General features: G+C 65.7%; 17 protein-coding genes. 15 read left to right on the top strand and 2 right to left on the bottom strand.

Going from position 1 to position 16,241, the window contains the following annotated elements:
- Positions 1-16 precede the first annotated feature (16 nt).
- Positions 17-1,480: a S41 family peptidase gene (locus L0C21_RS14235; protein WP_259279103.1), complete on the bottom strand. Its 1,464-nt coding sequence runs from the start codon at positions 1,478-1,480 to the stop codon at positions 17-19.
- Between the two features lie 60 nt (positions 1,481-1,540).
- Here L0C21_RS14235 and L0C21_RS14230 point away from each other — a divergent pair, with 60 nt between their 5' ends.
- Positions 1,541-2,707 (top strand): winged helix-turn-helix domain-containing protein, encoded by a 1,167-nt coding sequence (locus tag L0C21_RS14230; RefSeq protein ID WP_259279102.1) that lies wholly within the window; start codon positions 1,541-1,543, stop codon positions 2,705-2,707.
- A gap of 123 nt (positions 2,708-2,830) precedes the next feature.
- On the opposite strand, the gene L0C21_RS14225 is transcribed toward L0C21_RS14230, so the two are convergent.
- Complete coding sequence (locus L0C21_RS14225) at positions 2,831-3,379, bottom strand: 3'-5' exonuclease (protein WP_259279101.1); 549 nt, start codon at positions 3,377-3,379, stop codon at positions 2,831-2,833.
- Between the two features lie 443 nt (positions 3,380-3,822).
- Here L0C21_RS14225 and L0C21_RS14220 point away from each other — a divergent pair, with 443 nt between their 5' ends.
- Genes L0C21_RS14220 through L0C21_RS14155 form a run of 14 tightly spaced genes read left to right on the top strand, consistent with a single transcriptional unit; the run spans position 3,823 to position 16,230 of the window.
- Positions 3,823-4,560, top strand: a complete 738-nt coding sequence (locus tag L0C21_RS14220) for a beta-ketoacyl synthase chain length factor (RefSeq protein WP_259279100.1) — start codon at positions 3,823-3,825, stop codon at positions 4,558-4,560.
- The gene (locus L0C21_RS14215; RefSeq protein ID WP_259279099.1) at positions 4,547-5,326 is read left to right on the top strand and encodes a lysophospholipid acyltransferase family protein; all 780 of its coding nucleotides are present in this window, start codon (positions 4,547-4,549) and stop codon (positions 5,324-5,326) included. Before L0C21_RS14220 ends, L0C21_RS14215 begins: the two co-directional genes overlap by 14 nt.
- 6 nt (positions 5,327-5,332) lie before the next feature.
- Positions 5,333-5,596 (top strand): phosphopantetheine-binding protein, encoded by a 264-nt coding sequence (locus L0C21_RS14210; protein ID WP_310593397.1) that lies wholly within the window; start codon positions 5,333-5,335, stop codon positions 5,594-5,596.
- A gap of 9 nt (positions 5,597-5,605) precedes the next feature.
- The gene (locus L0C21_RS14205) at positions 5,606-5,866 is read left to right on the top strand and encodes an acyl carrier protein (protein ID WP_259279098.1); all 261 of its coding nucleotides are present in this window, start codon (positions 5,606-5,608) and stop codon (positions 5,864-5,866) included.
- Positions 5,859-6,440: a COG4648 family protein gene (locus L0C21_RS14200; protein WP_259279097.1), complete on the top strand. Its 582-nt coding sequence runs from the start codon at positions 5,859-5,861 to the stop codon at positions 6,438-6,440. The genes L0C21_RS14205 and L0C21_RS14200 overlap by 8 nt, the downstream gene beginning before the upstream one ends.
- On the top strand, positions 6,437-8,206 hold the full coding sequence (locus tag L0C21_RS14195; protein WP_259279096.1) for an AMP-binding protein: 1,770 nt from the start codon (positions 6,437-6,439) through the stop codon (positions 8,204-8,206). Before L0C21_RS14200 ends, L0C21_RS14195 begins: the two co-directional genes overlap by 4 nt.
- Entirely contained in the window at positions 8,203-8,949 is a 747-nt protein-coding gene (locus L0C21_RS14190; RefSeq protein WP_259279095.1) for a glycosyltransferase family 2 protein, read from the top strand. Before L0C21_RS14195 ends, L0C21_RS14190 begins: the two co-directional genes overlap by 4 nt.
- Entirely contained in the window at positions 8,949-9,950 is a 1,002-nt protein-coding gene (locus tag L0C21_RS14185; RefSeq protein WP_259279519.1) for a lysophospholipid acyltransferase family protein, read from the top strand. The genes L0C21_RS14190 and L0C21_RS14185 overlap by 1 nt, the downstream gene beginning before the upstream one ends.
- A gap of 5 nt (positions 9,951-9,955) precedes the next feature.
- Positions 9,956-10,819 (top strand): aromatic amino acid ammonia-lyase, encoded by an 864-nt coding sequence (locus L0C21_RS14180; RefSeq protein ID WP_259279094.1) that lies wholly within the window; start codon positions 9,956-9,958, stop codon positions 10,817-10,819.
- A gap of 52 nt (positions 10,820-10,871) precedes the next feature.
- Entirely contained in the window at positions 10,872-11,540 is a 669-nt protein-coding gene (locus tag L0C21_RS14175; protein WP_259279093.1) for an aromatic amino acid ammonia-lyase, read from the top strand.
- Positions 11,533-11,970, top strand: coding sequence for an acyl-CoA thioesterase (locus L0C21_RS14170; protein WP_259279092.1), 438 nt, complete (start codon positions 11,533-11,535; stop codon positions 11,968-11,970). Before L0C21_RS14175 ends, L0C21_RS14170 begins: the two co-directional genes overlap by 8 nt.
- The gene (locus tag L0C21_RS14165; RefSeq protein ID WP_259279091.1) at positions 11,963-12,610 is read left to right on the top strand and encodes an outer membrane lipoprotein carrier protein LolA; all 648 of its coding nucleotides are present in this window, start codon (positions 11,963-11,965) and stop codon (positions 12,608-12,610) included. The genes L0C21_RS14170 and L0C21_RS14165 overlap by 8 nt, the downstream gene beginning before the upstream one ends.
- Entirely contained in the window at positions 12,603-15,005 is a 2,403-nt protein-coding gene (locus L0C21_RS14160) for an MMPL family transporter (RefSeq protein ID WP_259279090.1), read from the top strand. Before L0C21_RS14165 ends, L0C21_RS14160 begins: the two co-directional genes overlap by 8 nt.
- Complete coding sequence (locus L0C21_RS14155; RefSeq protein ID WP_259279089.1) at positions 14,995-16,230, top strand: NAD(P)/FAD-dependent oxidoreductase; 1,236 nt, start codon at positions 14,995-14,997, stop codon at positions 16,228-16,230. The genes L0C21_RS14160 and L0C21_RS14155 overlap by 11 nt, the downstream gene beginning before the upstream one ends.
- Positions 16,231-16,241: the final 11 nt, after the last annotated feature.

The raw sequence follows: 16,241 nt of genomic DNA, 5'->3' as shown, positions 1-16,241 counted from the left end.
AAGGCCAGCCGGTATCTCATCCTGGGGCACGGACAGTGGCTAGGGCAATAGCCCGCTGCAGCACCGGATCATCCGGGGGCTCCATGATCGGCGTTGGAATAGCGATATCGGGCACGACGCCACGCATCGAGCGGTTGCCGCTTGGCCGGACGATGTGCGCCTTGGGAAAGCCAACTTCCAGCCGGCTGCGCCCAAGGGTAAAGCTTTCCATGGCGCCATAGGTGGTGGCGAGATCCGACGTCTCCTCGCCAATCACGACGCCAAAGCCGAGGTCCTGAACGAGCGCCGACACCGAAACCGCATTGGAGTAGCTGTGGCGATTGACCAGCACATGAACTTGGCCCGCAAAGCGCCTGCCGGGGCGCGGGCTGATCGTCGGGATTGGAAAATCTATGACGTCACCGATTTGCGCCGTCTCGTAAGCGCGGGCGAGGCGGGCGGAGGTCCCGGTCGGGTCGTTGTCGGCATTGGCGAGACGCGCGGCGTTTGAAGCAATTGCTTCCTCGCTCACCTTGATCCTGAAGGCGCTGGCAAAGCGAAAGGGCTGTGACGCGAACCAGGCAACCATGGGATCGCTGAACGAATTATCCCCGCCCGGATTGTCGCGCAGGTCAATCATCAGCGTGCGCGCGCCAGCATTCAGAAAGCTCTCGAACGCTTGATCGATCAGCGCCACGAAGGCGCGGTTGTCGAAAAGTGCGTTGGGATTCTCCGCGTTATAGAAGGGGCCGGGGCGAAGATAGGCAAGGTCAGGCCCGATCATGCGGTAGCTGCGGTCCTTGCGCGCAAGGTTGAGCGCGGGCGGCCGCGGCACGGCATCCATCTGGGCAGGGGTGCGTGCCGGTATCCGGACGGTGAAGGGTGTTCCCTCGTCGCGGCGCAGGCAGAGGGGAAATTCGGGCAAGGGACCCTGGGCCATCCAGAGCAGGCGGCGAAGGTCCCATTCGAGGATGCTGTGGAACATGTAGCGGGTGTCGGCAGAGACCTCGCGCCACAGCCGGTCGATCAACTCCATCGCCGGCTGATCGCAAATGCGAAGAACCTCGTCGCCAATGCGTACCTCGCCAAGGCTACTGGCATTGTAAGCAACGTAAGCGCGCCCCGCGATAACCCGGAGCGAAAGCGGGAAGACACGGCCGCCCCCGTCAAGATAGGCCGTATAGGCGGTGCGAACGGCATCAATCCGCGCATGAGCCACCCGGCCAAAGGCCGTGAACCGCTGAAACATCTGCGTTGCCGCGGCCCGATCCAGCGGCCGGGTTATTCCGGCGACCAGATGCGCGTATTCCCGATCATACTCGGAGCGCGGGCGATGGGCGAACAGGTCAAAGTGGGCGTGCTGCAAGCGCTTGTAGAGTTCCTGCGCGTCGGCGCGCAAATCGTCCGGAGAGAGAAGATCGGACGGGAATGCCCGTAGCCGCGCCGGAAGCGCCAGTGTGAGCGCAAGGCTGGCCGTGAAGGAGCGTCTGGAGATGTGCATGATGCCTCGACCGGTGCTATGGTCATGAGGCAAAGTTACAAAAGGCAGCTTGGTGGAGGAATGACGGCAGGCTCCTTTTTTGCTGACGAAAGGCTGACGAAGGTGGCGGGCAGGGCGGACGGGCCTTCCCAGATCATGGTCGGCGGCTGGCAGGCAGACCGGGCGAGCGGGGAGCTGCGCCGCGGCGCCGCGGTTCGGCGGCTTGAGCCGAAGGTCATGGATCTGCTTTTCTGCCTGGCCGCGCAGCCGGGCGAGCCGGTGTCGCGGGATGCGCTCATGGCCGCGCTATGGCCCAACCGGATCGTGGGTGAGGATGCGCTGGCACGGCTGGTGTTCAAGCTGCGGCGCGCGCTTGATGATAACCCGCGCGCGCCGCGTCTTATCGAAACTCTTCCGAAGCGTGGCTATCGCCTGCGCCTGATCCCTGAAGAACAACCGGCGGCAGGCCGCCGTCGCTGGATCGGGCGGTGCGCCGCCGTAGCAGCAGCGGCAGCAGCCCTTGTATTGGGCCTTGGCCTGCGCGGTCCAGGCAACGAGGCCAGCGCCGCGCTCCTGGCCCGCGCATCTGATGCTTACTTTCAGTTCACCCATGCGGACAATGAGATGGCGGCTGCCCTTTACCGCCGCGTCCTCGCCGAGACGCCGGATGACCCGCGGGCTCTTGCCGGCCTCGCGGGCGCGCTGGTCCAGCGCCATGTCCGCTGGTCTGGCGCCCGGCCGCCCAAACCGGGTGAGAGTGCCTTGGGGCAGGCTCTGGCGGATGGCCGGCTGAGCCGCCCCGAGGCGCGCGCTGATCTTGACCGGGCTCTGGCGCTTGCCACGCGGGCGGCCGAACGCGCGCCGCGCGATGCCGAAGCGCTGCGAACTCTTGGGCTCGTCCGGTCTGCCCGGGGAGACTTCCTGGCCGCACGCCAGGCCTATCGTCGGGCGCTTGCGGCAGACCCGGACGCCTGGGGCGCGCTTATCAATCTTGCGGATCTTGAGGATTTGACAGGAGGCGGGAAGGCGGTGGCGCTGCTGGAGCGCGCCTATGGCGCCATGTCGGCAACCTACGGGCGCGCGCCCGCGCGCGTGCGGCCGTGGCAGCCGCAGGTCGGCCTTGAGATCGCCCGCCGCCATCGCTCCGCTGGGCGTATCGGCCAAGCTGCCGACTGGTATCGGCGAATACTGGCGGATTACCCCGGCTTCACGCCGGCGCTCGCGGAGCTGGCGCGCATAAGCAGCTGAAGACGCAGCGAAAAATCGGTTTCCTGCCTTTTGGTGGCGTGCAAGGCAGTCGCCAGGACCCGTTGCCGGAGCGCGGATTTAGGGTTGGTCGCCGGATCGAGGCTGAGCAGCGCGAGCGTCGCGTCAGACCCGGCTGATGGCGTATTGCACCGTGCCCAGCAGACCAGAGGACAGGTCGCAGCCCTCATGCCAGGCGCGCAGGGTGATCTCGGCGCAGGCCCTGGCATCCGACATGGCGTCGTGGTGATTGAGCGGAATGTCGAAGTGCTCGCACACGTTCGGCAGCTTGGTCGGGAAAATGTTCCACGCCGCGCGGGCAAGTTTCACGGTGCACAGCCACGGCTTGTTCGGCGCAAAGATGCCATAGGCCGCGCAGGTGCCGTAGAGGATGCGCCGATCGAAGCGGGCGCTGTGAGCGGCGAAGAGATCGGCCTGGGTGAAAATAGGCTCCAGCTCGGGCCACAGCTCGCCAAAGCAGGGCTCGTTGGCCACGTCGTTCCAGTAGATGCCGTGAATATCGCTGTAGAGGATGTTCGGCCGGGGCGGACGGATCAGATGGTGAGACTGCTCGGTGATGCGGCCGTCCTGGATCAGCGCGAGGCCAACGGCACAGGCACTATCGGAACCATTATCGGCCGTTTCGAAATCAATTGCGAGAATACGAACGGACATGAAGGGCTTTCTACGCCTGAAGTGCGCCGGACGGTTTGGGCGAAATGCCGCACGTGAGAAAACGCACCTGCGGTTGCTGCGCGCCAGTCAACCCTAGGGGTTTGATGCCCGTGCGGGCCTCGGGGGTGATCGCGCCAATGCCGTAAAGCACCCGGTGCCATGCATTTCAAGAATATAGCGACCGCCACCCTGAAAATTAAGACAGGCAACCGAACAGGCGCGGCAAGCCGCGTCTCCGCCAACCGGTTCGTCTCAATATCCAAGATCAGGCCAGAAAGCGGATTGAGGCGCCCTATTCGAGATGTTACACCCCCGTTAGGACAACTTGTTTGTATTAACAATGGCGGGTTTGCGGCGTTTCGCACACTCGCCGGAAGGCTGGATATTTCGGGAAGCCAAGGTGCGGCAGCGGGGGATTGCCCATTGAGGTTGGGGCTTGTTCGATGGGCTGCCTGGTCAGGGGGCTGTCGACGGAGGCAGATTGGCACGCGTGGGCCGATGGCCGCGCGGCGCTATCGGGCGATGCCATGCCTGATGTTGGCTTCCTGCCGCCCCTCCAGCGTCGGCGGATGAGCCGCCTATCGCGCATGGCGCTGACCGTGGCGCACGATTGCCTGGAGGCCGCAACGGCCCAGCCCGCGCTGGTGTTCTGCACCCGTTATGGCGAGTATGAGCGCACCTATGGCCTGCTGCAGGATCTGGCTGACGGGGAGGCGCTCTCGCCCGCATCGTTCAGCGTCTCGGTCCATAACACGGCAGCCGGGCTATGCTCGATCCACGAAGGGCTGGCCGGCTACTCCACCGCCATCTCGGCCGGGCGGGAGACGCTGGAGCACGGCTTCCTTGATTGCGCGACCCTCCTGAACACCGGGGAGGCGGACGAGGCACTGCTGGTGTTTCACGATGAACCGCTGCCGGAAGTCTATGGCCGCCCCGAACCTGGCTTTCCGGGCGGTCTGGCGCTGGCCCTGCTGCTGCGCCGCGCAGGGCAAGGCGGCGACGAACTGGCGCTGGCCTGGCGCGAAAAGGCCGGGGATGAGGCGCAGAACCTGCCGGAGCCCGAGCCATGCGCCATAACCCAGGCGGGGAACGTTCTTCGCCTGCTCACGCGCCGCGCCGACCGTTGCGGCCATGAGGGCGACCGGCTGCGCTGGATCTGGAGCTACCATGCGGCGGCTTGATTATCTGTGGCGGCTGATCGGCACTGGCACCAGCTTTGCCGTGTTCGGCCTGGGCGGCATGGCGCTCGGCTCCCTCCTGTTCCCGCTCGTGCATCTGGTCACGCCGGATCGAGCCCTGGCGTACCGGCGTTGCCAGCGGCTGGTGCGGCTGGCCTTCCACCTGTTCATCCAGGTAATGGCCGGCCTTGGAGTGCTGACCTATTCGTTCGAGGGGGCGGCGCGCCTGAAAGGGCGCAAGGGAGCGCTCATCCTTGCCAACCACCCCTCGCTCATCGACGTGGTGTTCATTGTCTCGCACCTGCCGCAGGCGGTGTGCGTGGTCAAGAAATCCCACTGGCACAACCCCTTCGTCATGGGGATCATGCGGGGGGCCGGCTACATTCCCAACGACGACCCCGCGCAGATGATAGACGATTGCGTGGCGGCCCTATCGCAGGGCGAGAATCTCGTGCTCTTCCCCGAGGGCACGCGCACGCGCCCCAACCAGCCCATGCAGCTGAAGGCGGGGGCTGCCTCCATCATCGCGGCGACCGGTCAGCCCTTCGTGCCCGTTTATATCAGCTGCTCGCCCACCACCCTTACCAAGGAAGAAAAGTGGTACGAGATTCCGCCCCGGCGGCCGCACTTCCGTTTGGTGGTGGGGGAGGAGGTCAACCCCTCGCCACATATGGCTGAGGACGCGGGCCGCAGTATCAACAAGCGGCGCGTAAACCGGTTTCTTTATCAGGTCCTCGAAGAAGGACTACTCCAAATGAAGGCAGGCTAATCAGAAATGATGATGCAACTTGAAGAAGAGATAACGGATTTGATCATCACGACGCTCGATCTGGAAGGGGTCGACCCGGCTGACATCGACCCCGCCGCGCCGCTGTTCGGCGATGGCCTTGGCCTGGATTCCATCGACGCGCTGGAGTTGGGCGTTGCTCTTCAGAAGAAATACGGTCTCAAGATCGACGGCCGCTCGGAAGACCTGCGCCAGCATTTCCACTCCGTCCGTAGCCTGGCCGCCTTCGTGGCGAGCTTTACCGCCGCTTGAGAGAGACTCATGAAAACCAAGGAAGAAATTTTCGAGACCCTGCGCGGCCTGCTGGTTGAGCATTTCGAGCTGGATGCCGAGGCCATTCGTCTTGATGCCCGCCTGTACGAGGATCTGGAAATCGACAGCATCGACGCGGTTGATCTGTTGGCAGAGCTGCGGAGCGAGCTGGGCCGGCGGATCGACCCGCAGGCCTTCCGGCAAATCCGCACAGTCGGCGACGTGGTGGACACTATCGACCGACTGCTGAACGAACCCAGCCATGCCTGAAGCCGGCCGCCTGCTGGCCGCTCTTCTCGCGCTGACAACGCTGCTCTTCCCGGTGATCGTCTACTTCGGGTTGGAGCGGCTGGGCCCGCGCGTGCTGGGTCTGATCCTGGTTGCGGCCTTTCTTGCGCGCCTTGTCTTTCTGTTGAAAGGCAAGGCATTGCAGGCGGGCCGGTCCCTTGGCATCAGCGCGGCGCTCGCCGGGATTGGGCTCGCCGGCGGGGCGTGGGTGTGCGAGCAGGCGGACTTGTTTTTGTTCTATCCGGTTCTCGTCAATGGAATGCTGTTGCTGATGTTTGCCGCCTCGCTCGTAAAACCACCCAGCGTCATCGAGCGGCTGGCCCGGCTGCGTGAGCCGGATCTGCCGGAGGCGGCGGTGGCCTACACGCGGGGTGTCACGAAACTCTGGTGCGGGTTTTTCATGATAAATGGCGGCATCGCGCTGGCAACGGCAATCAAGGCCGACATGGAAATCTGGACCCTGTATAACGGCCTGATCTCCTACGTGCTGATGGGGGCGCTGTTCGGGGCGGAATTTCTTGTGCGTCGGAAGGCGCAGAGGCGGGCCGCGGCATGACGGATGTTGCAAGGATCAACCGCGCCGATCCGCTGGCTGACGTGCTGCTGGCTGACCGCCCGGCGAGCCACGTGGTGGCCGGGGGCAAGGCGGGCGTTCACCTGTGGCCAGACTTCCTGCGCCATGTCGGCGCGGCCGCCGCGTGGCTTGAAAGCCTGGGCGCAAAGCGTTGCCTCGTGCTGGCAGAGGATTGCTATGAGTTCGCCGTCGGGTTTTTGGGCGCGGCGCGGGCCGGGTGCCAGATCGTGCTGGCGGGCAACCTTCAGCCCGGCCACGTCGGCGAGGCGGCATCTGCCGTAGACGCTGCGATTGCGGACCGGATGTTGCCGGATGTGCCCTTGCCGCAATGGCGGCGGGGCGATGCGGCGGCTGGTGCGCGGGTTCTATCCCCCGCGCCGCTGGTAACCGAGGCGGTTGAGATCGTGATGTACACGTCCGGCTCGACCGGCGCGGCGCAACGCATCACCCGCACGCTGCAAACCCTGAGCGCGGAAGTGGCGACGCTCGAGGCCTGCTTTGGCGACCAGCTCGGCGACTGCCGCGTGATGGGAACGGTGCCGCCCTATCATATCTATGGTCTTCTGCACCGTATCCTCTGGCCGCTGTCGGTGGGCCGCATGATTGCGTGCGAGACTATCCATTTTCCTCCCGAAGTGCCGGACCGGCTGGCGGTGGGCGAGACGCCTGTCTGCCTCGTAGCCTCTCCTGCTTTTCTCACCCGGGCGTTGCCGGTTCTCGATCTCGGCAAGGTATCCTCCGCCGTGCGGGCCATCTTTTCCTCCGGCGGGCCGCTGCCGCCTGAGACCGGCGCAGCGTTTAACACGGGCGGCATTGCGCTGCAGGAAATCTACGGTAGCACCGAGACGGGGGGCATCGCCCACCGCCGGGTATTTGATGCCGCGAGCCCGCCCGCATGGGAGCCATTGCCGACGGTGGCCGTGCGCCGCGACGAGGCGAGCGGGCAGCTGGTGGTCCAGTCTCCCCACCTGTGCGTGCCGGAGCCGTTTCTGTGCGGCGACAAAATCTCGCCGCTCGACAGGGAAGGGCGGTTTTTCCTCCTCGGCCGCGTTGATCGCGTGGTGAAGATCGAGGAGCGGCGCCTGTCGCTCGATGAGCTGGAGCAATGCCTGAAGGGTTGCGCCGAAGTGAAGGAGGCGCGCTTCCTTGCCATGACGCGGAACGGGCGGGCGAGCCTCGGGGCGGTCGTGGTGCCGAGCGATGCGGGCTGGGCGGTGATGGAAACGGAAGATCGGCAGGCGCTGGCGCAGCGGCTCTCCCGTCGCCTGTCGCACCGGTTTGCGCCCTCGGCGGTGCCGAGGCGCTGGCGGTTCGTGCGGATGCTTCCGGTCAACGCCCAGGGCAAGGTGCCGATGGCGGACCTGGAGGCGCTGTTTCGTGATGGACAAGGCAGGCAGCTGCGCCCCGCCGTACTGGAGGCGCGCGAAAACGCGGCGGACGGCGGGCTGGTCCTGACGCTCGATGTGACGCGGGACATCGCTTATTTCGACGGCCATTTCAGCGACTACCCGGTCCTGCCCGGCGTCGTGCAGGTGGATTGGGCCATCGCCTACGGCCGCGAGCGGCTGGGCGTGACGGGCCGCTTCGTGCGGCTGGAGGCGATCAAGTTCTTCCGTATTCTGCCCGCGGGCACGAAGACAGAGCTGGCGCTGCGGTATGATCCGGCGGCGGCCAAGCTCTACTTTGAGTTCTCCAGCGCGCTTGGTCGCCATGCGTCGGGACGCGTTCAGTTCGAGGCCAAGGCATGACCGGTTCCTATGCAATCGTGGTGCCGGTCTACCGTCATGGCCGGGAGGCGGCGCGGCTGGCGGCGCGGCTGGCAGAGGTCGGTCTGCCCGCCTACTTCGTCGACGACGGCAACGAGGCGGAAACCGCGCGGCTGCTGCAAGCCCTGCCCGGCCGCTTTCCCCATGTGCGGGTGATCCGGCGCGAGGAGAACGGCGGCAAGGGCGCGGCGGTGCTCACCGGTTTGAAGGCGGCCCTGGCCGATGGCCACAGTCACGCGCTGCAGATCGACAGCGACGGCCAGCACAACCTTGCGGACATTCCGCGCTTTCTGGCGGCGAGCCGGGAGACGCCTCAGGCGCTTATCAGTGGCCACCCGCAGTTTGACGTCAGCGCGCCCCTGGGGCGGCGCATCGGCCGCCAGATCACGCGCCTGTGCGTTTGGCTGGAAACGCTGTCGCTGGATATCGTCGATCCCATGTGCGGCTTTCGCGTCTACCCACTGGCCCCGACGCTGCAGGTGGCAGACAGCGCCTCCTCCCTCGGGCGGCGCATGGACTTCGACGTGGAGATTCTGGTGCGGCTGCACTGGGCGGGCGTGGCGATCCGCTCCCTGCCGACAGTGGTGATCTATCCGGAAGGCGGCGTCTCCAATTTTCGGATGCTGGCGGATAACGGGCGGATCAGCTGGATGCACACGCGGCTCATCCTCGGCATGGTCGGGCGAGGGCTGACGGGCCGCCTTGGCCGGACGAGGGCAGCGTGATGTCGGGGCTGGCCGAGAAAACCGCAGCGCTCCGGGCAGAGGGCAAGGCCTGGCATCAGGCGCAGGAGCGCGGCTCCTTTGTCGGGCTTTATCTCACGTTCCTGGCCTATCGGCTGCTGGGGCGGGCTTTTCTGGCGGTGTTGCTCTACCCGATTATTTTTTACTTCTTTTTATTCGGGCGACAGGCGCGGCAGGCCTCCAGGGATTTTCTTGCCCGCGTCCATGCCCACCCGCAAGGGCGGGGGAATTTCAAGCGCCCGCCAGGGTGGCGGGAGAGCCTGCGCCATTTCCTGAGCTTCGGTACATCCGCGCTCGACAAGGTGGCGGCATGGATGGGGCGAATTTCGCTTGGCGATATCCGCTACGAAAACCGGGAAGTCCTCACCGAACTGGAACAGGCCGGGCGCGGTGTGGTGATGATCGCCTCCCACCTCGGCAACATTGAGGTTTGCCGGGCGCTTGGCAGCCTTTACCGCAACATGCGGATCAACGTGCTGGTGCACACCCGCCATGCGGAAAGCTTCAACCGGCTGCTCGCCCGCACCAACCCGAAAGCGCAGGTTTCGTTGTTTCAGGTGACGGACTTCGGGCCGGATACGGCAATGCAGCTGCACGAGCGGGTGAGCCGGGGCGAGATGGTGGTGATCGTGGGCGACCGCACGCCAACCAGCGATACGCCCCGCACGGTCCGCGCGCCCTTCCTGGGCGTGTCCGCTGACTTTCCGCAGGGGCCGTTCATGCTGGCGGCTGCGCTGGGTGCGCCGGTACTGCTGGTGTTCAGCGTGCGGGACGGCGACGGCTACAAGGTATATTTCGAGAAATTCGCTGACCCCTTGGCGCTGCCCCGGCGCGAGCGGCAGGCGGCTTTGCAGGCGGCAGTTAGCCGCTATGCCCAGCGGCTGGAATATTACGCGCTGCGCTACCCCTACCAGTGGTTCAACTTCTTTGATTTTTGGGCGACGCCGAAGGCGGCGGACCGCCCCCTTGATACGCAAGGCTGATGGCCATGTACCGACCAGACCATATTTCCTCACCGCTTGATGGTGCCGCTGCCCAAACGCCCATTGTCTTTGGCGACGGGCCGCTGCGGATCGAAGACGTGAACGCCATTGCGCGGAGAAGCGTGCCCGTGGCGCTTTCGGCGTCGGATGCGTTTCGCCGCAAGGTGGAGGCGGGCGTTGCCTTTCTCGATACGCTGCTCGACCGCGAGGGGCATGTCTACGGCGTGACCACCGGCTATGGCGACAGCTGCGGCCGGGGCGTGCCGCGCGATCTCGTCGAGGCGCTGCCGCTGCACCTGTCGCGCTTCCATGGCTGCGGGCTCGGCCGTCATTTGGATGCCGCGCAGACGCGGGCCGTGCTGGCGGTACGGCTGGCGTCGCTCGCGCGCGGGGTCTCCGGCGTGCGCTGGGTGCTGCTGGAACGGCTCAGCGACTTTCTGAATCATGATCTGCTGCCGCTCATTCCGGAGGAAGGAAGCGTTGGCGCGAGCGGTGATCTGACGCCGCTTTCCTACATCGCGGCGGCACTGGTGGGCGAGCGGGACGTGCTCTACCGGGGCAAGACCTGCCCGGCGGCCGAGGCGCTGGCGGCGGCGGGGCTTGTGCCCCTCACGCTTCAGCCCAAGGAGGGGCTGGCCATCATGAATGGCACGGCGGTGATGACGGCGCTCGCCTGCGATGCCTATGCCCGTGCCGAGTACCTGACCCGCCTGACCGCGCGGCTGACCGCCATGGCGAGCGTTGCGCTGGGCGGTAATGAATATCACTTCGATCCGCGCCTGTTCGCGGTGAAGCCGCATCCAGGCCAGGCGGAAATCGCCGCGTGGATTCGCGCGGACCTGGGGGCGCGGGGACGCACCCACCCATAGCCACCGGCTGCAGGATCGCTATTCCATCCGCTGCGCGCCGCACATCATCGGCGTGCTGCGCGACAGCCTGCTCTGGCTGCGCCAGTTCATCGAGACCGAACTCAACAGCGCCAACGACAACCCCATCATCGATGGCGAAAATCAGCTGCTGCTGCACGGCGGGCACTTCTATGGCGGGCACATTGCCTTCGCCATGGACGCTCTGAAAACGGCGGTCGCCAACCTCGCCGACCTGATGGACCGGCAAATGGCGCTGCTGGTGGATACTCATTTCAACAACGGCCTGCCCGCCAACCTTTCAGGCGCGAGCGGGCGGCGGGCCGCCATCAACCACGGCTTCAAGGCGGTGCAGATCGGCATGTCAGCGTGGACCGCCGAGGCGCTGAAGCAGACTATGCCCGCCAGCGTCTTCTCCCGCTCCACCGAGTGCCACAATCAGGACAAGGTGAGCATGGGCACCATTGCCGCGCGTGACTGCCTGCGGGTGCTGCAACTGACTGAGCAGGTGACGGCGGCGCACCTGCTTGCCGTTTGCCAGGCGCTTGATCTCCGCCGGCGGGAAAGCGGCGGTGCGGCGGCCTGGGCGGAAGGGCCGCTCGGCGAAATGGTGGCCGCCGTGCGCGAGGTCTCGCCTTTCGTGGAGGAGGACCGGCCGTTGGAAGGCGAGCTTCGTCAGATGGTCGGCCATATCCAGTCTGTCCGGTGGCCGATTTATGAGTGAGGTGCAAAAAATGCTGCGCCTGCCCGAGGCGACGGTTGAGGTGGTGGTGCCGTTCCATGACGTGGATGCGATGAACGTCGCCTGGCACGGCCATTACGTGAAATATTTCGAGGTTGCCCGCTGCGCGCTTCTGGACGCCATTGATTACAATTACCCGCAGATGGAAGCCTCGGGCTTCGCCTGGCCGGTGACGGAGCTGTGGGTGCGCTATCCTGCGCCCGCCCGCTTCGGCCAGAAGCTGCGGGTGACCGCCAAGCTCACGGAATACGAACCGCGCCTGCGGATCGATTATGTGATCCGTGACGCGCAAAGCGGGGCGCGGCTCACCAAGGGCTATACGGTGCAGGTGGCGGTGGACAAGGCAACGGGCGAGTTGCAGTTCGCGCCCGTGGAGGCACTGGCGCGCAAGCTGGAGGCTCGCAATGGCTAGATGGGTGACGACGATGATCCGGGCGCTTCTGATGGCAGCGCTTGCGGTTGGCATGCCGGGCATGGCCGGAGCGGAGACGCTGCAGGGCAAGGCGGCGTTGCAGGCGCTTACTGCCCAGGTGGAAAAGGCCGAGGTGCTGCGCGCGAATTTCCGGCAGGTCCGCACGACAAAGGCGCTGAGCCAGCCGCTGGTCTCCGAGGGTAAGCTGGTGGTTGCCGGCAACCGGGGGCTGCTCTGGCAGCTGGAAAACCCGTTCCCGCTCATGATCGCCATTACGCCCGAGAAAATCATCGAGCGGGAAGAGGGGCTGCCGGCGCGCGCCACTCCTACCGCCAGCCAGCCGATGTTCGGCGCATTCACCCGGCTGTTTCTCGGGCTGCTTTCCAGCAAGCCGGAAGGCGTGGCCGAGATTTTCGATGCCCGCCTCGAACGCACGGGCGCGGCGTGGCAGTTGCGGCTGACGCCGAAGGACGCGCTCATCCGCCGGGCGATCGCCGGCATTGATGTGACGGGCGGCCGGTTCATCGAGAAGGTGCTGGTGCGCGAGCAGAGTGGCGACGCCACCGCCATTGATATTTCTGGCCACACCATCCGGCCAGCAGCGCTCACGCCGGCGGAAAGGCGGGCCTTTGGTGGCTAAGCTGCGCCTTCCTCTGCAAACCTGGCTGTGGCTCGCTGCCATGGCGTGCGTGGCCGCGCTTGTTGCCGTGCGCGTGCTGGCGGGCGGGGCCTTTGCGACCGATATTAAGGCCCTGTTGCCGCACGCCGAGCGCGACGTGGCGGTGGACGCAGCCATCAGCCGGGCGCAGGCGGCGCTGGAGCAACGGCTCGTGGTGATTGTCGGCGGGGCAGTGTCGCCCGAGCAGGCGGCCAGGGGCGCAAAGGCGGTCCGTGCGCGGCTGATAGCGACGGGATTTATCGAGGCCCAGGCCGATGCGCCAAACGGAGGCTTCGAGGCGCTGGGCAAGCTCTACCTCGATCATCGCTTCGGCCTCATAAGCGATGAAATGCGGCCGCTTCTTATGAATGAGGAAAAGGCCGGGGCGTTGGAACGCGCCGTCCTGCGGCAGTATTTCGGGCCCGGCGGTGCGGCAGCCTCTGCGCTGATTGTTCGGGACCCCCTGTTGTTGCTGCCGGGTTTCCTGACCGAGCGGCAGGCTATGGTTGGCGGCCAGAACTTCGATCTGGTGGAAGGTGAGCCAGTGGCGCGCGTAGGCGGCGAGCGCTATGCCGTGCTCAACCTCGCGCTTACGGCCTCGCCCTATGCGCTCGATGTACAGAGCGCAGTGATGCCTGCCCTCCAGGCCGCCAAGACGGAGGTTGCGGCGCTATCGCCCGGAATGACGGTCCGCAGCGCCGGCGTGCTGCCCCATGCGGCGGCAGGCGCTGCCACGGGGGAAAAGGAAGTCTCCCAGCTGGGGTTGATCTCGCTTCTTGGCGTTGGCCTGCTGCTGGTCGCGCCTTTCCGCTCTGGCCGGCCGCTGGTGTTTGGCATGGTGGTGATCGGCAGCGGCGCGCTGGCCGGCATCGCGGCGTGTCTGGCGGTTTTCGGCCAGATCCACCTGCTGACGCTGGTGTTTGCCGTCAGCCTGGTCGGCACCTCCATCGACTTCGTGCTGCATTTACTTGCGGGCCGGCTGCGCCGCCAAGCGGACTGGCAGGCGGCAACCGCCGCGCGCACGGTGCGCCCCGGCATGACCCTGGCGCTGGCCACCACTTGCATTGGTTATGCGGGCCTGGCGATTTCAGGATTTCCGGGCCTCATGCAAATGGCGGTGTTCTCCATCATTGGGCTTTCGGCGGCTCTCCTCACGACACTGACCGCGCATCCGCTGTTCATCCGCTCCGGCCCGACCACGGGCGCGGCCTGGCTGGAGAGAATGGTGAAGGCGTGGGTTGGCGCAACAACGACGCCCGCCGCGTCTCGCATGCTGCTGGTCGCAGCAGGCGCCATTGCGCTGCTTGGCCTTTACGGCCTTGGGACGATCCGGGGGCTGGATGATGTGCGCCAGTTCCAGTCGCTCGACCCGGCGGTGGTAGCGGAGGAGCAGGCCGTGCGGCACATCCTCGGCAACGACATGAGCGGGCAGTTTCTCGTGGTGACGGGCCGGTCGCCGGAAGAAGTCCTGGCGCGGGAAGAAGCCGCCGCCGATGCGCTGGCGCCGGCCGTGGGGCAGGGCGTTCTGCGCGGCGTGCTGGCGCTCTCTCGCTTTGTGCCTTCGCCTGCGCGGCAGGAGGAGGTCATCGCCCGTCTGCGCCAGATCGCAAATGCGCCGAACGGCGCGCTGGAGAGCGTGGCGCATCGCATCGGCTTGCAGGAGGGCATCATCGCCAAGTATCGCCGTGAGCTTGCGGAAGCCAAGCCGCTGACGCTGGAGGCGTGGATGGCAAGCCCGGCCTCCGGAGCCTACCGGATGCTGTGGCTCGGCACGGTGGGGGATGGCGGCGTTTATGCCTCGATCGTGCCCTTGCGCGGCGTGACCGATGCGAGCCGTCTGCTCGGAATTTCCATGCCCGCGGGCGTATCGCTGGTCGATCCGGCGGCGGATGTCTCGAAGATTTTCGCCAGCTACCGCGAACGGGCGGTGCTGTTGATTGTTGCGTCTTTCGCAATCGTTGCGGTGCTTTTTGTTGTCTACTACGGCTGGCAGGCTGCGCTGCGCCTGATGGCGGGGCCGTGCCTTGCGGCCTTGGGGGTGATTGCCGCGCTTGCTCTGGCGGGGGAGCCCTTCACCCTGTTCCACACCATGGCGCTGCTGCTGGTGCTGGGGCTGGGGGTGGATTACGGCATCTTCTTTCAGGAAGCGCATGATGGCGACTGGACGACCTTCGCCGCCGTTGCCCTGTCCGCGCTCACGACCCTGCTGGCGTTTGGCCTCTTGGCCCTTTCCCAAACCGCAGCGCTTGCGGCCTTTGGCCTGACCATGGCCATCGGCATCACGCTGGCGTTCCTTGTTGCCTCTTTTGCCGGGGCTGTGCGCCAGCCTGTTGCGCTTCCTGCTCCGGCGCCCTTGGAGATAACTCATGTCGAATAACTTAACGTGTGATGTTGCGATTATTGGGGCCGGTCCTTCTGGCGCAGTGGCGGCAGCCCTGCTGCGGCAGGCAGGCCATGCCGTGACCGTGCTGGAGCGCGAGCATTTTCCGCGCTTTTCCATCGGCGAGAGCCTGTTGCCTCAGTGCATGACGTTTCTGGAAGAAGCGGGTCTTCTGGAGGCCGTGCGAAAGGCCGGGTTCCAGACGAAGAACGGCGCCGCGTTCGAGGCGAGCGGGAGCTACTACGCCTTTGATTTTTCCGACAAGTTTTCGCCGGGCTGGGACACCACCTATCAGGTGAAGCGCGCTGATTTCGATAAGCTGCTGGCCGATGAGGCCGCGCGTATGGGCGCGGATATCCGCTACGGCTACACGACGACGGGGTTCGCGGCAGAAGGGGACGGCGTGCGGCTCTCCTTCACCGGACCGGAAGGCGAGGGCACCTTGCGCGCCCGCTTCTGTCTGGATGGCAGCGGCTACGGGCGCGTGCTGCCGCGCCTCCTGGGGCTCGACCGCCCGTCGGACTGGCCGGTTCGCCAGGCTCTGTTCACCCATGTGACGGATCGCATGGAGCCGGGTGTCTTCGACCGGGAAAAGATCCTCATTACCACCCACCCCGCCATGCGGGACGTATGGTTCTGGACCATTCCATTTTCGGACGGCACGTCATCCGTCGGCGTGGTTGGCGAAGTCGCGCGGTTCGACTGCCTCCCCGGCGAGGACGAAGATAAGCTCTGGAAGCTCATTCATGACGTACCCAATCTGTCGCGTCTGCTCGGCGGGGCGCAGATGATACGCCCGGTGAAGCGTATGGCGGGTTATACGTCAAAGGTCTCCTCGCTCCATGGGCCGGGCTTTGTGTTGCTCGGCAATGCGGGTGAGTTTTTAGATCCCGTCTTCTCCTCGGGCGTGACGATTGCGCTGAAGTCCGCATCGCTTGCCGCCGGTGTGCTGCGTCGTCAGCTTGCGGGCGAGACGGTGGACTGGGAGGCCGATTTCGCCCGGCAGCTGACGCGCGGCGTTGAGACCTTCCGTCACTTCGTCGCCACCTGGTACACGGGCGATCTGCAGGATATCATTTTCGCGGCCGATCGGGCTGACGATAAGATCCGCCGCATGGTCTGCTCCATCCTCGCAGGCTACGCGTGGGACGAGGAAAATCCGCTCGTCGCGCGCACGGGCCCACGCCTGGCGGCACTGGCGGAGGCGAGCCGCGCGGCATGAGAAAGCTCCTC

The organism is Pedomonas mirosovicensis, from assembly GCF_022569295.1.
GTDB lineage: Bacteria > Pseudomonadota > Alphaproteobacteria > Sphingomonadales > Sphingomonadaceae > Pedomonas > Pedomonas mirosovicensis.
The sequence above is the reverse complement of the archived record's forward strand: the minus strand, read 5'-3'. Positions and strand labels throughout refer to the sequence as shown.